The sequence below is a fragment of the Amycolatopsis sp. NPDC048633 genome (assembly GCF_040650695.1).
GTDB lineage: Bacteria > Actinomycetota > Actinomycetes > Mycobacteriales > Pseudonocardiaceae > Amycolatopsis.
Map to the genome: position 1 here is coordinate 679753 of NZ_JBEZHS010000001.1, position 17541 is coordinate 697293.

The 17541-nt window shown below is 69.8% G+C and carries 18 protein-coding genes; 9 read left to right on the plus strand and 9 right to left on the minus strand.

The annotated features are described in order from the left end of the window. Positions 1-6: 6 nt before the first annotated feature. The 3 genes from AB0C38_RS03405 to AB0C38_RS03415 all read right to left on the minus strand — a co-directional run bounded on the left by AB0C38_RS03405 (position 7) and on the right by AB0C38_RS03415 (position 3670). A complete protein-coding gene (locus tag AB0C38_RS03405) occupies positions 7-1545 on the minus strand; it encodes a hypothetical protein (RefSeq protein ID WP_360665759.1) in 1539 nt (512 codons plus the stop codon). A gap of 151 nt (positions 1546-1696) precedes the next feature. After that, the gene (locus tag AB0C38_RS03410) at positions 1697-2563 is read right to left on the minus strand and encodes a substrate-binding domain-containing protein (protein ID WP_360665762.1); all 867 of its coding nucleotides are present in this window, start codon (positions 2561-2563) and stop codon (positions 1697-1699) included. Between the two features lie 69 nt (positions 2564-2632). Then, positions 2633-3670, minus strand: a complete 1038-nt coding sequence (locus tag AB0C38_RS03415; RefSeq protein ID WP_360665765.1) for a LacI family DNA-binding transcriptional regulator — start codon at positions 3668-3670, stop codon at positions 2633-2635. 119 nt (positions 3671-3789) lie between these two features. Here AB0C38_RS03415 and AB0C38_RS03420 point away from each other — a divergent pair, with 119 nt between their 5' ends. From AB0C38_RS03420 to AB0C38_RS03450, 7 genes are all read left to right on the plus strand, one after another. Beyond that, positions 3790-4806 carry a substrate-binding domain-containing protein gene (locus tag AB0C38_RS03420; RefSeq protein WP_360665767.1) on the plus strand — a complete coding sequence of 339 codons (1017 nt, stop codon included), beginning with the start codon at positions 3790-3792 and terminating at the stop codon, positions 4804-4806. Continuing rightward, positions 4803-5804, plus strand: coding sequence for an ABC transporter permease (locus AB0C38_RS03425; protein ID WP_360665770.1), 1002 nt, complete (start codon positions 4803-4805; stop codon positions 5802-5804). The genes AB0C38_RS03420 and AB0C38_RS03425 overlap by 4 nt, the downstream gene beginning before the upstream one ends. Continuing rightward, complete coding sequence (locus tag AB0C38_RS03430; protein WP_360665773.1) at positions 5801-6610, plus strand: ATP-binding cassette domain-containing protein; 810 nt, start codon at positions 5801-5803, stop codon at positions 6608-6610. Before AB0C38_RS03425 ends, AB0C38_RS03430 begins: the two co-directional genes overlap by 4 nt. Positions 6611-6612: 2 nt before the next feature. Beyond that, positions 6613-7446, plus strand: coding sequence for a PfkB family carbohydrate kinase (locus AB0C38_RS03435; protein WP_360667462.1), 834 nt, complete (start codon positions 6613-6615; stop codon positions 7444-7446). Further along, entirely contained in the window at positions 7443-8078 is a 636-nt protein-coding gene (locus tag AB0C38_RS03440) for a nucleoside/nucleotide kinase family protein (RefSeq protein ID WP_360665775.1), read from the plus strand. The genes AB0C38_RS03435 and AB0C38_RS03440 overlap by 4 nt, the downstream gene beginning before the upstream one ends. 2 nt (positions 8079-8080) lie before the next feature. Next, on the plus strand, positions 8081-8821 hold the full coding sequence (locus AB0C38_RS03445) for an SDR family oxidoreductase (RefSeq protein ID WP_360665778.1): 741 nt from the start codon (positions 8081-8083) through the stop codon (positions 8819-8821). A 176-nt stretch (positions 8822-8997) separates the two neighbouring features. Next, positions 8998-9411, plus strand: coding sequence for a VOC family protein (locus tag AB0C38_RS03450; RefSeq protein ID WP_360665781.1), 414 nt, complete (start codon positions 8998-9000; stop codon positions 9409-9411). A gap of 1 nt (position 9412) precedes the next feature. Here AB0C38_RS03450 and AB0C38_RS03455 read toward each other — a convergent pair whose 3' ends face one another. The 4 genes from AB0C38_RS03455 to AB0C38_RS03470 all read right to left on the minus strand — a co-directional run bounded on the left by AB0C38_RS03455 (position 9413) and on the right by AB0C38_RS03470 (position 14173). Beyond that, entirely contained in the window at positions 9413-10081 is a 669-nt protein-coding gene (locus AB0C38_RS03455; protein WP_360665784.1) for a DedA family protein, read from the minus strand. Positions 10082-10221: 140 nt separating this feature from the next. Next, positions 10222-11043: a YceI family protein gene (locus tag AB0C38_RS03460; protein ID WP_360665787.1), complete on the minus strand. Its 822-nt coding sequence runs from the start codon at positions 11041-11043 to the stop codon at positions 10222-10224. After that, positions 11040-13646 (minus strand): DHA2 family efflux MFS transporter permease subunit, encoded by a 2607-nt coding sequence (locus AB0C38_RS03465; RefSeq protein ID WP_360665790.1) that lies wholly within the window; start codon positions 13644-13646, stop codon positions 11040-11042. Before AB0C38_RS03465 ends, AB0C38_RS03460 begins: the two co-directional genes overlap by 4 nt. Next, positions 13643-14173, minus strand: coding sequence for a MarR family transcriptional regulator (locus AB0C38_RS03470; protein ID WP_360665793.1), 531 nt, complete (start codon positions 14171-14173; stop codon positions 13643-13645). Before AB0C38_RS03470 ends, AB0C38_RS03465 begins: the two co-directional genes overlap by 4 nt. 185 nt (positions 14174-14358) lie before the next feature. Between AB0C38_RS03470 and AB0C38_RS03475 the strand changes: the two genes are divergently transcribed. Further along, positions 14359-14784, plus strand: coding sequence for a PPOX class F420-dependent oxidoreductase (locus AB0C38_RS03475; protein WP_360665796.1), 426 nt, complete (start codon positions 14359-14361; stop codon positions 14782-14784). An 82-nt stretch (positions 14785-14866) separates the two neighbouring features. Continuing rightward, a complete protein-coding gene (locus AB0C38_RS03480) occupies positions 14867-16258 on the plus strand; it encodes an FAD-linked oxidase C-terminal domain-containing protein (protein WP_360665799.1) in 1392 nt (463 codons plus the stop codon). Between the two features lie 139 nt (positions 16259-16397). Here the strand turns inward: AB0C38_RS03480 and AB0C38_RS03485 are convergent, their stop codons facing one another. After that, positions 16398-17105 (minus strand): VTT domain-containing protein, encoded by a 708-nt coding sequence (locus AB0C38_RS03485; RefSeq protein ID WP_360665801.1) that lies wholly within the window; start codon positions 17103-17105, stop codon positions 16398-16400. Between the two features lie 45 nt (positions 17106-17150). Beyond that, on the minus strand, positions 17151-17528 hold the full coding sequence (locus AB0C38_RS03490) for a hypothetical protein (protein WP_360665804.1): 378 nt from the start codon (positions 17526-17528) through the stop codon (positions 17151-17153). Positions 17529-17541 lie beyond the last annotated feature (13 nt).

Sequence of the window (17541 nt, forward strand, 5' to 3'; positions counted from 1 at the left end):
GGCGGGTCAGTTCTGGTAGCCGTCCTTGCGCGGGTCGAGGTCGATCTGGCCGCGCTTACCGTATTCGCCCACCTTGGATTCCTTCCAGTCGGCGATCGCGGCGTGGAGCCGGTCTTTCTGCTCCTCGTCACCCTGCGCGTACTTCTCGGCGGCTTTCTTGATGCGGTCGGCCGCCATGAGGTACCGCTCGGTCGTCTTCTGGAAGAACGTCTCGACGTCGCCGCGCAACGCGATCAAGGCGGTGTCCGCCGCGGTGGGGACGGCGCCTCGGCCCACCAGCTGCCCGTCGGAGTAGGAGGCGGTCGCGACGTCGCTCAGCAGGCCGGAGTAGATCGTGGCGGCGTCGTAGCAGTGCTGGGAGATCTCCAGGACCACCACGACGTCCACGGCGTACCGGCCGGAAGCGGACGGGTCGGTGTCGTCGCCGTCGGGACTGCTCTTCGTGAAGTCGTAGAGTTCCAGCGCCGTGCGGTCGACGCCGGCGATCCGCTGCTCGACGGCCGTGACGGCCTTCTGGTAGTCCGCTTCGGCTTCGTCCAGATCGCTGTGGAGGGTGCGGACAGCGGAATCCAGGTGGGCGAAGAAGGTGCTCAGCTGGGGGAACCGAAGCCCTTCGTTCACTTTCGCCTCGTCGATGCTCGCCGCGACGTCGACCAGGAAGCCGATCAGGGTCAGCGCCGTGCCGACGCTGCCCGGAGCCTCCTTGCCCAGCGCCTTGGCGACCGTCGTGGCGATGCCCCATGCCTGGCTGGCGGCGTTCACCGCCACCTTCGCCTTCGGAGTGTCCTTCGCCGGCACCGGCGCGGTTTCGAAAAGCTCGCTGGTGGCCTGGGCGATGAGCTGGAGGATGTTGTTCCGGGTGGCGTGGATCGTCGTGGCCCGCAAGGAATAGCAATTGGCCAGCCACCGCACGAGAACGCTCTGGTTCTTCAGCGTGGGGCCGACCGTCGAAAGGAAGCCGCCTTTGAGGCTGTTCGCCGCGAGTCCGGTCCACCCGGCCATCCACGCCCGGTTGTTGTTGCCGTCGTCCCGGATCGCGAGCTTGTCGACCATGCCGGGCAGGGTGTAGGCGTCGACCGATCCCTCCGGTCGCATCGTCCCGTCGGCTTTCAGGAGGCTCTTCTGCGCGTCCTCGAGGGACGAGAGCTCCGGCCCGCCCGCGAGATCGGGGACCCCGGTCGCCAGCTGTTCCCGTTTCGCCCACGCCCAGTCCCCGACCTGGGAAAAGACGTCGGCCGCCCGGCATTCGACGTGTTTCGCGTCCGGCACGCTCCACCCGTCGCAGGCGTCGGCGGACGGGCGGGTGGCCTGGGTGCCGTCGTTGACGGCCCACGCGACGATCGGGCAGGTCGTCAGGTGGCCTCGCGACTCGGGCGGGACCTGCCACCGGGCGGGCGAGGGCGCGCCGTCGATCTGGCTCGTCCCGCCCCGCAGGGTCTGCCCGGCGTCCTTGACCCAGCGGCGTTCCAGCGTCTGCCAGAAATCGTTGAGTGCCGCCGAAAGGGAAGCCGAATAAACGCTTCCGCTCATGTACTGCCCACTCATCGGAACTCCCCCGTTTTCGCCTCCCACGGCCGGGAGCGCGACGACGATAACAACAAGTGCACCCTATGTGACGTACTGGGACAGATAGTCACTCCGCGACGTCCGGAACCGGCCAATGACCGCCATCGTCCTCAGCCGCGGCAGGCCGGATTCAGCATCCGCAGGAGGCGCCGTGCAGGAACCGGGGCGTCAGCGACACCGTCTCCGGCGGCCGGTCCGGATCCGCCATGCGGGACAGCACCAGCTGCACCGCGCGCCGGCCGATGTCGGCTACCGGCTGGGCCAGCGTCGTCACCGCCGGGCTCACCCGGCGCGCCCACTCCATGTCGCCGTAGCCGACCACCGCCAGCTCCGAGCCGATCCGGATGCCGCGGCGATGCGCCTCGTACTGGACTCCCACCAGCATCGACTCGTCCGCCACCACCAGGGCGGTCGGGGAGGGCCAGCCGTCGAGGAGCTTGGCCGTCGCGCGGGCCGCTCCACCCGACGTCGACAACCCGCACTCCACCAGTTCGCGGTTGAAGCGCAGCCCCGCCTGCTCCAGGCCCAGCCGATAGCCGCGGACGCGCTCGCGGCTGATGTCCAAGCCCTCGTCGCCCGAGATCAAGCCGATCTTGCGGTGCCGGCCCTCGGTCAGGTGCTTCACCAGGGACGCCACCGCGTGCACGTTCTCGGTGCCCACCTGGTCGACGTCGTTGCGGGCGGCGACGCGATCGACCAGCACGGTCGGCACGCCCATCCGGACCAGGCCGTTGATCACCGCTTCGTCGCCGGCCGAGGGCACCAGCAGCACGCCGTCCACGAGGTCCGCCCGCAGCGCGCGGACCAGCGCCGCTTCTTCACTCACCGTGTCGTCGGTGTCGGCCAGCGTGACGTCGCAGCCCGCCTGCGCCGCGGCTGCCCTGATCGAGCGCAGCAGCTCACCCGAGTAGGGGTTCGCGTGCGTACCCATCGCGACGCCGATCCGGTAGGTGACCGGGGGGTCCCACAACCGGAGCTCCGGCGATAGTGCGGTCATAAGCCCTCGCAGACGCTCAGCCGAAAGGTATCCGCTGAGCGGCCACGCCGAGGCGTCGAGGCCGCAGAATCACTGATGTGAGTGAACCGGCGGGCAGCCGCACGACTCACGGTGACGCAGAGTGGGTGCCAGCCGGACCGTCTCGGCCTTGCGCGTGGGGTCGTTGATCCGGGCCAGCAGCAGCCGCACCGCCTGCCGCCCGATCTCCTCGATGGGCTGCGCCATCGTCGTCAGCGGCGGATCCACCAGGTCCGCCCACTCGACGTCGTCGTAGACCACCACCGGCAGGTCGCGCCCGATCTTCAGCCCGCGCCGCCGCGCCTCGTGCAGCACCCCGACCATCATGCTGTCGTTCCCGACGACCAGCGCCGTCGGCGGCTCGGGCAGGGCCAGCAGCGTGCTCAACGCCAGCGAGCCGCCTTCGTGCGACGAGTTTCCGCAGGCCACGAGGTCGGACGACCACGTGAGGCCGGACCGGCCGAGGCCCAGCCGGTAGCCCAGCACGCGCTCCTCGCTCGTCGACAGCCCAGGCGTGCCGCTGATCATCCCGATCCGCCGGTGCCCGAGCGTCGCCAGGTGCGCGGTCAGCGCCGACGTCGCCTGGATGTTCTCCGTGCCCACCTGGTCGACGTCGGCGCGGGTGGTCAGCCGGTCGATCAGCACCGTCGGCACGTCCAGCGACACCAGCTCGCCGATCACCGGGCCGTCGCCCGGGGCCGGGGTGATGAGCAGGCCGTCGACGCGCCGGGAGCGCAGCGCCCGCACGGTGTCACGCTCCGTGCCCGCGGTGTCGTGCGTGTCGGCCAGCAGCACGGTGTACCCGTGCGCCGACGCCTCCCGCTCGATCGCCTGCATCAGCGTCGCGAAGTACGGGTTGGCGACCAGTGAGATCGCCATCCCGATCGACCGCGTCCCGCCGGTGACCAGCGAACGAGCGATCGCGTCCCCGGTGTAGCCGGTCGTCTCGATCGCCCGCAGGACGGCCGCCTTGGTGTCCTCGGCGACCGCCCGCGTCCCGTTGACGACGTGCGAGACGGTCGTGATCGAGACGCCGGCGAGCTCGGCGATGTCCCGCTGGGTCGGCCGCGATGATCTCGGCTGGGGCATGCCAATCCTTTCCGGCAAGCGTTTGCGCAAACGCTTGCGTCCACGGTGCAGTCTGTCTACCTTCCCGACCATCGGCAAGCCCTCGAACACACCGTGTCTTCCGTAAGGGGTGGGAACCCATGAGACAGCGAAGTCTCATCGCACTCACACTGGCCGCCGTGCTCGCCGCGACGACCGGGTGCACCGTCGAACGCCATTGGGGTGGCAGCACGAACACCGGCGGGAGTGGCAAAGCGAAGGTCGGCCTGGTCACCAAGACCGACACGAACCCCTACTTCGTCGAACTGCGCAACTCCGCCAGAGCGGCCGCGCAGGCCAACGGCGCCGACTTCAACGCCCTCGCCGGCCAGTTCGACGGGGACAACGACGGCCAGGTCCGCGCCATCGAGAACCTCATGCAGCAGGGCGTGAACACGATCCTGATCACGCCCAGCTCCTCGACCGGCGTGCTGAAGGCCATCAAGGACGCCCGCGACGCCGGGGTCCTGGTCATCGCCCTCGACACCGCCACCGAACCGCCCGACGCCGTCGACGCCACCTTCGCCACCGACAACTTCGCGGCCGGCGAGCAGCAGGGCGCCTACGTCAAGGCCGCGCTCAAGGGGGTCCCGCCCAAGCTGCTCATGGTCGACGGGACGGCCGGCAGCTCGGTCGACACCCAGCGCCACGGCGGCTTCCTCAAGGGCATCGGGCTGACCGACGGCTCGCCGGAGATCAAGGGCCACACCGCGGCCAACGGCGACCAGAGCCTCGCCCAGCAGGGCATGGAGAACCTGCTCCAGCGCAGCACCGACATCAACGCCGTCTACTCGATGAACGAGCCGATGGGCCGCGGCGCGTACGCGGCGCTGAAGGCTCGCGGGCTCACCGGCCAGATCGTCATGGGCTCGATCGACGGCGGCTGCGAAGGCGTCCAGAACGTCAAGGACGGCCAGTACGCCGCGACCGTCATGCAGTTCCCCAAGAAGATGGCCGAACAGGGCGTGCTCGCCGCCGTCGAGTACGCGAAGACCGGCAAGAAGCCGACCGGCTTCGTCAACACCGGGTCCGCGGTGATCACCGACAAGCCCCTGCCCGGCGTCGAAAGCCACGACACCGCGTGGGGCCTGCAGAACTGCTGGGGAGGCGCGAAGTGACCACCGCAACCGTCGCTCGTCCGTCCACAAAGGAACGTGAGTCGCTCGGCGAGTTCCTCCTCCGCGCTCCCGCGGTCGGCCCGGCCCTCGCGCTGATCGTCGCGATCGTGGTGTTCTCGCTGGCCACGGACACGTTCTTCGACCTCGACAACCTGTCCACGGTGGTCCAGCAGTCCCTGGTCGTCGGGACGCTCGCGCTGGGCCAGACGCTCGTCATCCTCATCGCGGGCATCGACCTGTCCAACGCGGCGTCCATGGTCGTCGCGACGCTGATCATGGCGAAGCTCGCCGCCGCCGGCACCAACGGCTTCGTCGCGCTGCTGGCCGGCGTCGTGCTGACGGTCATCGTCGGCATCTTCATCGGCGGGCTCGCCACCCGGATCAAACTGCCGGCGTTCATCATCACGCTCGGCACGTTCACCATGCTCACCGCGGTGTCCAAGCTGATCGCCGGCGGCCAGGCCGTGCCGGTGACCGACGGGCTGCTGCAGTGGCTTGGCACCAAGCGCTACCTCTTCGGCGGCATCCCGATCACCTACGGCATGACGCTGGCGCTGCTGATGTACCTCGGGATCTGGTACGCGCTGACGAAAACCGCGTGGGGCAAGCACGTCTACGCGGTCGGCAACGCGCCGGAGTCCGCGCGGCTGTCCGGCATCAAGGTCAACCGCACGGTCCTCTCGGTGTACATCGTGGCCGGGCTGGCCTTCGGCCTCGCGGCCTGGCAGGCGCTCGGCCGGACGCCGAACGCCGACCCGAACCAGTTCCAGCTCGGCAACCTCGACTCGATCACCGCCGTCGTCCTCGGCGGGACGAGCCTCTTCGGCGGCCGCGGCTCGGTGCTCGGGACGCTGATGGGTGCGCTGGTCGTGGCGGTGCTGCGGTCCGGGCTGACGCAGATGAACGTCGACGGCAACTACCAGGACCTCGCCACCGGGGCCCTGCTCATCGCCGCCGTCGTGGTGGACCGGATCGCGAGGAGGCAGCAGCAGTCATGACCGAACCGATCCTGCAAGCTCGTGGCCTGGTGAAACGCTACGGCCGCGTCACCGCGATCGACGGTGCCGACTTCGACCTGCTCCCCGGCGAGGTGCTCGCTGTCGTCGGTGACAACGGCGCCGGAAAGTCGTCGCTGATCAAAACCCTGTCCGGGGCGGTGATCCCGGATGAGGGGGAGATCAAAGTGGACGGTCAGACCGTCCACTTCAAGTCCCCTTTGGACGCCCGGCACTACGGGATCGAGACGGTGTACCAGGACCTCGCCGTCGCGCCCGCGCTCGACATCGCGTCGAACATGTTCCTGGGCCGGGAAAAGCGCCTCAAAGGCCCGTTCGGGCTGTTCCGGAAGCTCGACACCGCGACCATGCGGTCCGAGGCGCAGCGGATCCTCGACGAGCTGGGCATCAACATCAAGTCGATCTCCCAGCCCGTCGAGACGCTTTCCGGTGGTCAGCGCCAAGGCGTCGCCGTGGCCCGCGCGGCCGCGTTCGGCACCAAGGCCGTGATCATGGACGAGCCCACCGCCGCGCTCGGCGTCGCCGAGTCCGGCAAGGTGCTCGACCTCATCGGCCGGATCCGCGACCGCGGCCTGCCGGTGGTGCTGATCAGCCACAACATGCCGCACGTGTTCGACATCGCCGACCGCATCCACGTGCACCGACTCGGCAAGCGCGTCGCGGTCGTCTCGCCGAAGACGCACTCGATGAACCAGGTCGTCGGCCTGCTCACGGGTGCGTTGCGGCTCAACGAGAACGGCGAGATCGAAGAGGCGGCAGCCGCGACCCACGTGGCCGGCTTGAAGTGAGAGTGCTGCTGGCGGGCTTGTGCACCGTGGACGTCGTCCAGCGGGTCACCGAGCTTCCGGCACCGGGCGAGAAGGTGCAGTCGCTGCAGGTGGACGTCGCGGCCGGGGGGCCCGCGACGAACGCCGCGGTGACGGCCGCCGCGCTCGGGGCCGAGGCGACCTTGCTGACCGTCCTCGGTGCACACCCGCTGGCCGCGCTCGCCCGCGCCGACCTCGAAGCGCACGGTGTGCGGGTCGTCGACCTGGACCCATCGCTGTCCGATCCGCCGCCGGTCAGTGCCGTCGCCGTCCGCGAGCGCGACGGCGAGAGGACTGTCGTCTCCCGCAACGCCGCCGGGTCCGGCGCCACCTGGAGCGGCACGCTCGACGCCGACGTCGTGCTCGTCGACGGCCACCACCCGGACCTCGCGCTGGCCGTCGCGAAGGCGGCCAAGGCCGAGGGCGTGCCGGTCGTGCTCGACGCCGGGAGCTGGAAGCCGGTGCTCGACGCGCTCCTCCCGCTGGTCGACATCGCCGCGTGCTCCGCCCACTTCCGGGCGCCGGAACCGGACCTGCACCAGCGCGGCGTCCCCACCGTCATCACCACCGCCGGGCCCGGCCCGGTGCGGTGGTCCACTGCGGACGGCGGCTCGGGTGAGGTGCCTGTCGCGGACGTGGAAGCGCGAGACACACTAGGTGCGGGAGACGTCTGGCACGGCGCGCTCGCCGTGGCCGTGACGCGCGAACCGACGGTGACGGACCGGATTCGCTTCGCCAACGAGGTGGCCGCCGAACGGGTGCGGCATGTGGGACCGCGGTCGTGGACGACCGCGATCGCAGGAAGGAACAGGACATGACGGGGTTCGACGACCTGCTGGCCCGGGCCGAGGGCCTGACCGTGCGCGGGCAGCGCAACGTGCTCGGCATCATCGGCGCGCCCGCGTCCGGCAAGACCACGCTGGCCTGGGCGCTGGCCAACGCGCTCGGCTCGCGCGCCGCCGTGGTCGGCATGGACGGCTTCCACCTCGCGCAGGTCGAGCTGCGCCGGCTGGAGCGCACCGAGCGCAAGGGCGCGCCGGACACGTTCGACGCGGCCGGCTACTACCACCTGATCCGCCGGCTCGCCGAAGGTCGCGAGACGGTGTACGCGCCGGAGTTCCGCCGCGAGATCGAGGAACCGATCGCCGGGGCCGTCGCGGTGCCGCCGGAGGTCCAGCTGGTGATCACGGAGGGCAACTACCTGCTGTTGCCGGACGACCCGTGGAGCGGCATCCGGGCGCTGCTCACCGAGGCCTGGTTCCTCGCGCCGGACGAGCCCGAGCGGATCGAACGGCTCGTGTCGCGCCACCGCCGTTACGGCCGTTCACTGGTCGAGGCCCGGCAGCGCGCGCTCGGCTCGGACCAGCGCAACGCCGACCTCATCTCCCAGACGCGCGACCGCGCGGACCTCGTGCTGGAGAACCTTCCGCTGGCCAACTTCGCGATCTGACGATGACGCTCATCGTCACCGGCGGTAGCCGGGGGATCGGGGCGGCGATCTGCTCCCTCGCGGCCTCGCGCGGGTACGACGTCGTGGTCAACTACTCCGGCGATCCCGGGCCGGCCGAGGACGTCGCTTCGCTGGTTCGTGAGCACGGTCGTCAGGCGCTGGCGGTCCGCGCGGACGTCTCCGTCGAGGACGACGTCCGCGCGCTGTTCGACGCGGCCTCGGCATTGGGGCCGGTGAAAGCGCTGGTCAACAACGCCGCGATCGTCGGCAACACGCCCGGGCGGCTCGACTCCTACGACGTCGAGGTCGTCCGGCGGACCCTCGACGTCAACGTGACCGGCGTGTTCCTGTGCTGCCGCGAGGCGGTCCGCCGGATGTCGACGCGGTACGGCGGCGACGGCGGCGCGATCGTCAACATCTCCTCGACGGCCGCGCGCACCGGCTCGGCCGGGGAGTGGGTGCACTACGCAGCGTCGAAGGCCGCCGTCGACACGCTGACGTTCGGGCTCGCGCAGGAGGTCGCGGGCGAGGACGTGCGGGTCAACGCCGTCGCGCCCGGGATGATCCACACCGGCCTGCACGAAGCCGCCGGCTTGCCGGACAGGATGGCGAAGTACGCGCCGCAGATCCCGCTGGGCCGCGCCGGGCAGCCGGCCGAAATCGCCGAGGCGGTGCTGTTCCTGCTGTCGCCGGCGTCGTCGTTCACCACGGGCGCGGTGCTCGACGTCGGTGGCGGCCGGTGACCGACCGAGTACCGTCCGGCAAACCCGAATAACCTTCAGTCACCGGCGTCCGCCTGCTGAGACGCCCGGAGACGACGAGATCACGATCGGACGGGGAACTTGGTCACCCTCGTTTCGGCCGGCGAACGCTGTGCAACTCTGGGGAGCCGCCACGCGAAAGGACGGCTTCCAGAGCCATGGCAAAACTCATGTCCGTGCACCATCTCGCGCTCACCGTGACCGACGTGGACCGCAGCGTGCCCTGGTACGTACGCGTTCTCGACCTCGAGGAGGTCACCCGGCGCGAAGAGCCGGACACGGGACTGCGCAAGGTCGTGCTCCGGTCCGCCGGGGACGAGTTCTCCGTGGTGCTGGTCCAGCACGCGGACACCGGAAGACGCGGGTTCGACGAACGCAGAACCGGGCTCGACCACGTCGCGTTCAGAGTGCAGTCGACCGAAGAGCTGACCGAGTGGGAGTGCCGGCTCGCCGAGTTCGGCGTCTCGTACCTGCCGGCCGCGCCGTCCCGCACGTTCGAAGGCTCGAAGGTCGTGGTGTTCCGCGATCCGGACGGCATCCAGCTCGAGATCTGGGCCGACCCGGAACTCTGACTCAGGCGCGCGCGTCGTCCGTCTCTTCGACGGGGCGGCGCATCTCCTGGCGGTAGCGCAGCACGCCGTACCCCGTGCCGAACACGAAGAACGCGATGCTGATCCACAGCGCCGCCGTCTTCAGCCACGGCAGCGTGTCCAGCAGGCCGGCACCGTAGTAGCCGAGCAGCACCAGCGTCGGGACCCAGAGCAGGCCGCCGAGCGCCGTCGCGATCATGAAGCGGCGCGGGTCCATCCGGGCGGCGCCGGCGATCAGCGGGGCCAGCGTGCGGATCCACGGGATCCACCGGGCCGCCACGATCGCGAAGAACCCTCGCTTGTCCAGGAACTTCTGCGCGCGGTCGAGGGCCTGGCGGTTCAGGACCTTGCCGTCGCGCCGGGCGATCAGCTTGGTGCCGCTGGTGCGCCCGATGTAGTAGCCGATCTGGTTGCCGAGCACGGCGACGATCAGCGCGGCGCCCGAGAGGAACCACGCGTTCGCGTCCGAACCGTGCTGGGCCAGCACCACGCCGGCCCCGAACAGCAGCGAGTCACCAGGCAGGAAAAGCCCGATGATCAGCGCGCATTCGACCAGCACGAAGCTCAGCACGATCACCCAGACGAGCAGCGGACCGGCGGTGTCCAGCCAGCTCACGCCGACGCCCGCGGCCTCGAAGCTCACGACGTTCACACAGGGAGCCTACGTGCCCCAGGTGAACAGCCCGCGGCGAACGGTCGAATCGAGCGGCCCGGAAGTTTCAGCTCGTACAAGCCGTGAAGGCCTCCTTACCGGCTGTAAGAGCCGGTAAGGAGGCCTTCACGGACTTGCGCTCAGAACTGCGGCAGCGACTCGCCCTGGACCGCTTCGACGTCCAGCTCGACCTTCACCCTCGTGCCGACCGCGGCCACGCCGGCCCGGACCATCGCGCTGTAGTTGATCGCGAAGTCGTTCCGGTGCAGCGTCGTCTCCGCGTGGAACGCCACGCGCACGCCGCCCCACGGGTCCGGGCCCCAGCCGCCGTAGGTCAGCTCCAGCTCGATCTCGCGGCGCTCGCCGTGCAGCGTCAGGTCGCCGACCAGCGTCCACGTGTCCACGCCGCGCTGGCGCAGGCCGGTGCTCGTGAACGTGATCACCGGGTGGACGTCGACGTCGAGGAAGTCCGGCGAGCGCAGGTGGTCGTCGCGCATCCGGATGTTCGTGTCGATGCTCGCCGCCTTGATCTCGGCGTGCACCGACGACCGCTCGGCCGGGCGGCCGATCTCGATCCGGCCGGACACGTCCGGGAACCGCGCCTTGATGCTCGCGATGCCCAGGTGCCGGGCGGTCGCGACCACCGACGAGTGCATCGGGTCGATCGTCCACGGCCCGGCGGGCGGCAGGTCGATCGCCTCGGCGACCGGGGCCAGCACGACGTCGCCGAGCGCGCCCGAGCCGTCCGAAGCGATCTGCGCCGTCCGGGCGACCGGGGTGTACCCGGCCGCCGTGACGACCGCCGTGTACGTCCCCGGCGCGAGCGCGTCGGTGACCACGTCGCCGCGGACGTCGGCCGCCTGCCGGGCGACCTGCCGCCCGGCCGGGTCGGTCACGGTGAGCACCGCGTGCTCCACCGCCCAGCCCTCGGCCGTGCGGAAGGTCGCGCGCAAGCCACTCATGACCGGTCGACCAGCTCGTCGAGGGCCTGGTCGTAGCTCAGCCGAACGTCGTGGCCGGCCTCGCCGCCGGTGAGCTCCACCTGGCTGGTCGCCGGCGGGTAGCCGCTCGCGACCACGGTGTACGCGCCCGCGGGCAGGTCGCTCACCAGGTACCGGCCTTCGCCGTCGGTCCGGGCCACGGCCGCGACGTTGCCTTCGGCGTCGAGGACGGTGATCCGCGCGTCCGGGACGATCCGGTCGCCCTCGGTCCGCGCCACGCCGGTGAGCTGCACCGAGCTGGACAGCTCGACGTCGTGGCGCAGCACGCCGCTGTCCGGCACGGTCAGCGTCACCGCGACGGGCCGGTAGCCCGGGCCGCTGGCGACCAGGGTGTAGGCCCCGGCGCCGACCCCGATGAAGGCGTAGGTGCCGTCCGTGGTCGTGATGAACGCGCCGTTCACCTCGCCGCGCCCGTCGGTCAGCGTCACCGTGACGTTCGCCAGCGGGGAGCCGGTGGCGCCCGCCCGCACGGTGCCGGTCAGCTCGCCGGACCCGGTGAGCGTGACGTCGACCGTCGCCGGCCCGGTGTTGATCACGACGCTGGAGGCCTGCGGCTGGTGGCCGTGGGCCGACACGATGAGGACGTACGCGCCCGGGCCCTGGCTGGGCACCGAGTAGCTGCCGTCCGGGGCACCGGTGGCCCGCGCGACCTGGCGGCCGCGCTGGTCGATCAGGGTCAGCGCCGCGCCGGACACGTGGCTGCCGTCCTGACGGCGGACGTGGCCGACCACCGGCACGCCGCCCGCGCCGACGGGAACGTCGACCTCGGAGTCGGCGACCGAGCTCGTGATCGGCATCGGCAGCGCACCCGACACGGCCTGGTAGTCACCGTGCCCGTTTCCGTTCAAGGCGTGCTTCCCGCCGCCGACCAGTGCCGGCTCGCGGTCGAACGGCTTGACCGGCTCGACGATCTCGGTGGGCTCGTCGGCGAAGTCGTGCTCGTCCGCGTCGAGCAGCGCCTCGCCGCCCTCCATGGTCGCCGCCGCGGGAGCCGCGTTGGTCAGCGGGATCTCCTTCATGAACAGCAGCACCACAGTGGCCAGCAGCGCCACCGCACCCGCGATGTAGAACACCGTGGTGATCGACTCGGTGAAGCCGACCAGGATCGGCGTCTTGATCGCGTCCGGCAGGGTCTGGATCACGCTGGTGTTCTCGGACAGGTTGCCGATGTTCGCACCCGCGCCGGCCGGCAGCTGACCGCCGAACGCCTTCGTGATGTTGGGCATCAGGGTGTTGAACAGGACCGTCAGGAAGATCGCGACACCCGCGGTACCACCGATCTGGCGGAAGAACGTCGCCGACGCGGTCGAGACGCCCATGTCGCTGCGCGGGCCCGCGTTCTGCACCGCGATGATCAGCGTCTGCATGCACTGGCCGAGGCCGAGACCGATGATGGCGGCCGCGACCAGCGGGTGCCACAGCGGCGAGTCGTACTCGACCTGCGCGAAGAAGAACGCGCCGCCGGCGATCAGGATGGTGCCGACGATCGGGAAGATCTTGTAGCGCCCGGTCTTCCCGGTGAGCCGGCCCGAAACGATCGAGCTGGTCATGATGCCCGCCATCAGCGGCAGCATCAGCAACCCGGACTCGGTCGGGGTGTAGCCCTGCACGACCTGCATGAACTGCGGGATCATCGTGATCGCGCCGAACATCGCGACACCGACGATGACACCGCCGATGATCGCCACGGTGAACGTCGAGTTCTTGAACAGCCGCAGCGGGATCAGCGCGGCTTCCTTCATGAACCGCTCGACCAGGATGAACGCGATCACGCCGACGGCGCCCACGACGTAGCAGAGGATCGCCTTCCCGTCGCCCCAGCCCCACTTCTGGCCCTGTTCGGCGACGATCAGGAACGGCACGACCGCGACGACCAGCGTCAGCGCGCCCCACCAGTCGATCTTGTGCTCGTGGCGTTCGTGCGGCACGTTCAGGACCCGCGCGACGACGAACAGGGCGAGGATGCCGATCGGGACGTTGATCAGGAAGACCCAGCGCCAGCCGTGGATGTCGTAGCCGAAGATGCTGCCGGCGTGGTCGATGCCGGCGAAGAAGCCGCCCAGCACCGGGCCGAGCACGGTGGACAGGCCGAACACGGCCAGGATGTAGCCCTGGTACTTGGCGCGTTCCCGTGGCGGCACGATGTCGCCGAGGATCGTCATGGCCAGCGACATCAGACCGCCGGCGCCGAGGCCCTGCACCGCGCGGAACGCGGCCAGCTCGTACATGGACTGCGCGAAGGCCGAGGCCAGCGAACCGGCGACGAAGATCGTGATCGCGGCCAGGTAGAACGGCTTGCGGCCGTAGATGTCGGAGAGCTTGCCGTAGATCGGCGTGACGATCGTCGAGGTGATCAGGTACGCCGTGGTCGCCCAGGCCTGCAGGTCGAAGCCGTGCAGGTCGTTGGCGATCTTGACGATCGACGTGCCGACGATCGTCTGGTCGAGCGCGGCGAGGAACATGCCGCACATCAGGCCGCTCAGGATCGTGACGATCTGGCGGTGGCTCAGCCGGGGTGGTTGACCCACCTCGAACTGTGCGGGTGCTTCGGTGGTGGAACTCATGCGTTGGCCCCCTTGGCCGGTGCAGCGGGTGACGCCTGCGCGTCGGCCAGCTGTGGAGAGTGGTTCTCGATACCTGTGTTGAGTCGGCCGAACAGCCGGTTCAGGGTCTGGATCTCCCCTTCGGTCCAGTCCCCGAGCACTTCGGCCAGCCATTGGTTGCGCTGCTTGCGGTTCTCTTCGAACACCCGCATGCCCTCGGCCGTCGGCGCGAGCAGGCAGGCCCGGCCGTCTTCGGGATCGGCCTGGCGCTCGACCAGTCCGTGCTGGACGAGGGAGCTCGACTGCCTGCTGATCGTGGAGATCTCGGAGTGGAGCGACTCGGCGAGCCGGCTGGTGCGCTGCGGGCCCTCGTGGATGAGGGTGAAGAGGATCGCGTAGGCCGCCCGCTCGATCCCGTCCGGACCCTGCTTGGACACCTGGGACTTCGCCTTGTTGATCAGCCGGACCAAGCGCACGAGCTCGTGCCCGAGCTGGTCGGCGAGGTCCAGTTCGGCCTTGGGCCGGGTGGCGGAGCTGTTCGGTGCCATGAGGGATCCTTCAACGGCGTTGGTTGGCGGCTGCAACTAGTTGCCTCAGGCAAGGATGTGCCTTCACTAGCGGTTATGCAAGCGGAGGGCAGGCCGATGTGTCGGAACACACTTTAGTTGCCGTATGCAAGCAGATTTCCGGCGGGCTCCCGGAACAAGGGCGGCGGCCGCGGGTTGGTAGGGGTATGACCGACGACACAGCGTTGAAGGACTTCCTCGCCGCGCACGGCCACGGCGTCCTGGCCACGATCCGCCGCGACGGGCGGCCCCAGCTGTCCACCATCACGCACCTGTACGACGCGGAGACGAACACGATCATCGCGTCGATCACCGAGACGCGGGCGAAGACGAAGAACATGCGCCGCGACCCGCGGGTGACCTACCACGTGGGCAGTGAGAACGGCTGGAGCTACGTCGTCGCGGAAGGACGGGCTTCGCTCACCGCGCCGGCGGCTTCCCGGGACGACGAAACCGTCGAAGCGCTCGTCGACTACTACCGCCGCGCGGCGGGCGAGCACCCCGACTGGGACGAGTACCGCGACGCGATGGTCAGCGACCAGCGGGTGCTGCTGCGAGTGCACGTGGAGAAGCTCTTGGGCCTGGTTCGCTGAGCTCCTGGTCCGCACTGCGCTGAATCAGCGGTTTTGAAATAGAAGTTCCGCAGTGCGGACTGGCCGGGCTTACCATGAGGCCATGAGCGACGAAGCTTTGGTCACCCGGCTCCGCGACCTGCTCGGCAAGAGCGCCGTGCTCACCGACTCCGACGTCACCGCGTCGTACGCGCGCGACATGATGCCGCTGGCGCCCTCCGGCCAGCCGCTCGCCGTCGTGCTGCCCGCGAACGTCGAGGAGGTGCAGGCCGTCGTCAAGGCGTGCGCCGAAGCCGCGGTGCCGATCGTGCCGCGCGGGGCGGGCAGCGGCCTGTCCGGCGCCGCGAACGCCATCGACGGCTGCGTCATGCTGTCGCTGATCAAGCTGAACGAGATCGTCGAGATCGACCCGGGCAACCGGCTCGCCGTCGTGCAGCCGGGCGTCGTCAACCTCGACTTCCGCAACGCCGTCGAGAAGCACGGGCTGTTCTACCCGCCGGACCCGTCGAGCTACGACTGGTGCACGATCGGTGGCAACCTCTCGACCAACGCCGGCGGCCTCTGCTGCGTGAAGTACGGCGTCACCACGGATTCGGTGCTGGGCCTGGAGGTCGTGCTGGCCGACGGGTCCCTGCTCAAGACCGGCCGGCGCACGGTCAAGGGCGTCGCCGGGTACGACCTGGCCCGGCTGTTCGTCGGCAGCGAGGGCACGCTCGGCGTCATCACGCAGGCGACGGTCCAGCTCAAGCCGCTGCCCCAGGCCCCCGCGACGCTCGTCGCGGGCTTCACGACGACCGAAGCCGCCGGAGAAGCCGTCGCGCGCGTCGTCCGCGAAGGACTCGTGCCGTCGCTGCTGGAGATCATGGACGCGTCGTCGATCAAGGCGTCGGAGGCGTACCTGAAGACGGACCTCGGCGCGGGATCGGACTGCCAGGCGCTGCTGCTCGGCCAGTCCGACGCGGGCGGCGAGGTGGCGCGGCGCGAGCTGGCGGCCCTGGAGCAGATCTGCGTCGACTGCGGCGCGGACCTGGCGTACATGACCGAAGACCTCGAAGAGGGCCGGATGCTGCTGCAGGCCCGCCGGGTGGTGCTGACGGCGCTGGAGACGTACGGCCAGTGGCTGACCGACGACGTCTGCGTCCCGCGCACGCGCATCGCCGAGCTCATCCGCGGCTGCGAGAAGATCAGCTCCGAGGTGGGCTTGCGCATCGCGGTGGTCGGCCACGCGGGCGACGGCAACATGCACCCGACGATCGTCTACCAGCCCGACAACGCGGACGAGTTCGCGCGGGCTCAGCGTGCTTTCGACGAGATTCTGGAGATCGGGCTGTCCCTCGGCGGGACGGTGACCGGCGAGCACGGGGTCGGGAAGATCAAGCGGGAATGGCTGGAGCGCGAGATCGGGCCGGTGGGGATGCGAGTGCACCGGCAGATCAAGGCGGCGCTGGACCCGGAGAACCTGTTCAACCCGGGCTCGATGTTCTCGATGACCTGACCTGCGCGCTCGCCGAACGTCATGAACGACTCGTTCATGACGTCGGACGCGGTGAACGAGTCGTTCATGACGTCGCAGCCGGCCGGAACGGAAAAGGGCCCCACCGCCGACCGGTGGGGCCCTTCTCACTGAGCGAAGCTCAGTCCCGCACCCGCGGAATCCGCTGAGTGACCTCGGGGTCGGTCTCCGCCACCGCGCCGGCCTTCTTCTCGCGCCGCGCCTTCAAGTACTCGAGCAGGATCGGGACCACCGACACCAGCACGATGAGCACGAAGATCGCGTCGACGTTGTTCGCGATGAACGACACGCCGCCGAGCAGCGAACCCAGCACCGTGATGCCCGCGGCCCACAGGATGCCGCCGATCACCGTGTACGTGAAGTAGCGCTTCGGGTCCATGCGGCCGATGCCGGCGATCCACGTGATGAACGTCCGGACGAACGGCACGAACCGGGCCAGCACGACCGCCTTCGGGCCGTGCTTCTCCAGGAACTCGTGCGTCTTGTGGACGTACTCCTGTTTGAAGATCTTCGAGTCCGGCCGGTTGAACAGCTTGGGCCCGGCGAAGTAGCCGAGGTAGTAGCCGACCACGTTGCCGAGCAGCGCCGCGACCGTCACCAGCACGCAGACCAGCCACAACGGCGCGTCGAGGGTGCCGTTCGCGATGAACAGGCCGGCCGTGAACAGCAGTGAGTCACCGGGCAGCACCGGGAAGACGCTGCTCTCGATGAAGATGATCAGGCAGAGCACCGCGATGACCGGCGTGGTCAGGCCGCTCAGCAGGTGCTGCGGGTCGAGCCATGACGGCAGCAGGGACATCGTGTTGACCGTGCTCTGGGCGAGAATCACCCCAAAAACGGTACAGGGTCACCCTGAGTCGTTACTGAGACCCGGTCAGACCAGCGTGAGCAAGCCCACCACGGACCCCGCGGCGAGGCCCAGCAGCACCGCCAGCAGCAGGATCCAGTACGCGGGCAGCTGCGCGCCCTGCCGCGGCGGTTCCGGGGGACGCGGGTGGTACGCCGTGGGCGCTTCGGACGCCGCGTCCAGTGCCGCGCGCTCGCGCTCCAGCGAGGCTTCCCCTGCGCCCGAGAGCAGGCCGTACGCCGAGGGCAGCTCGTTGATCGCGCTGGCCGGGACGGCGTCCGTGCTCGCCTCGGACTCGCGCTCGGGAGCCGGCGGTGAGGCGGGCGGGGAGGCCTGCGGGGCGAAGACGGCTTGCGCGCGAAGGGCGTCCGCCAGCAGCTGCTCGGGGTCCTTCGGCTCGCTCATCTCCGCCCGTCCG

What these genes read in the sequence shown, in the direction of transcription:
- AB0C38_RS03490 (WP_360665804.1), bottom strand. Translation starts at nt 17,528, where the DNA reads ATGAGCGAGCCGAAGGACCCCGAGCAGCTGCTGGCGGACGCCCTTCGC.
- AB0C38_RS03445 (WP_360665778.1), top strand. Translation starts at nt 8,081, where the DNA reads ATGACGCTCATCGTCACCGGCGGTAGCCGGGGGATCGGGGCGGCGATC.
- AB0C38_RS03450 (WP_360665781.1), top strand. Translation starts at nt 8,998, where the DNA reads ATGGCAAAACTCATGTCCGTGCACCATCTCGCGCTCACCGTGACCGAC.
- AB0C38_RS03475 (WP_360665796.1), top strand. Translation starts at nt 14,359, where the DNA reads ATGACCGACGACACAGCGTTGAAGGACTTCCTCGCCGCGCACGGCCAC.
- AB0C38_RS03460 (WP_360665787.1), bottom strand. Translation starts at nt 11,043, where the DNA reads ATGAGTGGCTTGCGCGCGACCTTCCGCACGGCCGAGGGCTGGGCGGTG.
- AB0C38_RS03410 (WP_360665762.1), bottom strand. Translation starts at nt 2,563, where the DNA reads ATGACCGCACTATCGCCGGAGCTCCGGTTGTGGGACCCCCCGGTCACC.
- AB0C38_RS03420 (WP_360665767.1), top strand. Translation starts at nt 3,790, where the DNA reads ATGAGACAGCGAAGTCTCATCGCACTCACACTGGCCGCCGTGCTCGCC.
- AB0C38_RS03430 (WP_360665773.1), top strand. Translation starts at nt 5,801, where the DNA reads ATGACCGAACCGATCCTGCAAGCTCGTGGCCTGGTGAAACGCTACGGC.
- AB0C38_RS03465 (WP_360665790.1), bottom strand. Translation starts at nt 13,646, where the DNA reads ATGAGTTCCACCACCGAAGCACCCGCACAGTTCGAGGTGGGTCAACCA.
- AB0C38_RS03470 (WP_360665793.1), bottom strand. Translation starts at nt 14,173, where the DNA reads ATGGCACCGAACAGCTCCGCCACCCGGCCCAAGGCCGAACTGGACCTC.
- AB0C38_RS03480 (WP_360665799.1), top strand. Translation starts at nt 14,867, where the DNA reads ATGAGCGACGAAGCTTTGGTCACCCGGCTCCGCGACCTGCTCGGCAAG.
- AB0C38_RS03415 (WP_360665765.1), bottom strand. Translation starts at nt 3,670, where the DNA reads ATGCCCCAGCCGAGATCATCGCGGCCGACCCAGCGGGACATCGCCGAG.
- AB0C38_RS03405 (WP_360665759.1), bottom strand. Translation starts at nt 1,545, where the DNA reads ATGAGTGGGCAGTACATGAGCGGAAGCGTTTATTCGGCTTCCCTTTCG.
- AB0C38_RS03440 (WP_360665775.1), top strand. Translation starts at nt 7,443, where the DNA reads ATGACGGGGTTCGACGACCTGCTGGCCCGGGCCGAGGGCCTGACCGTG.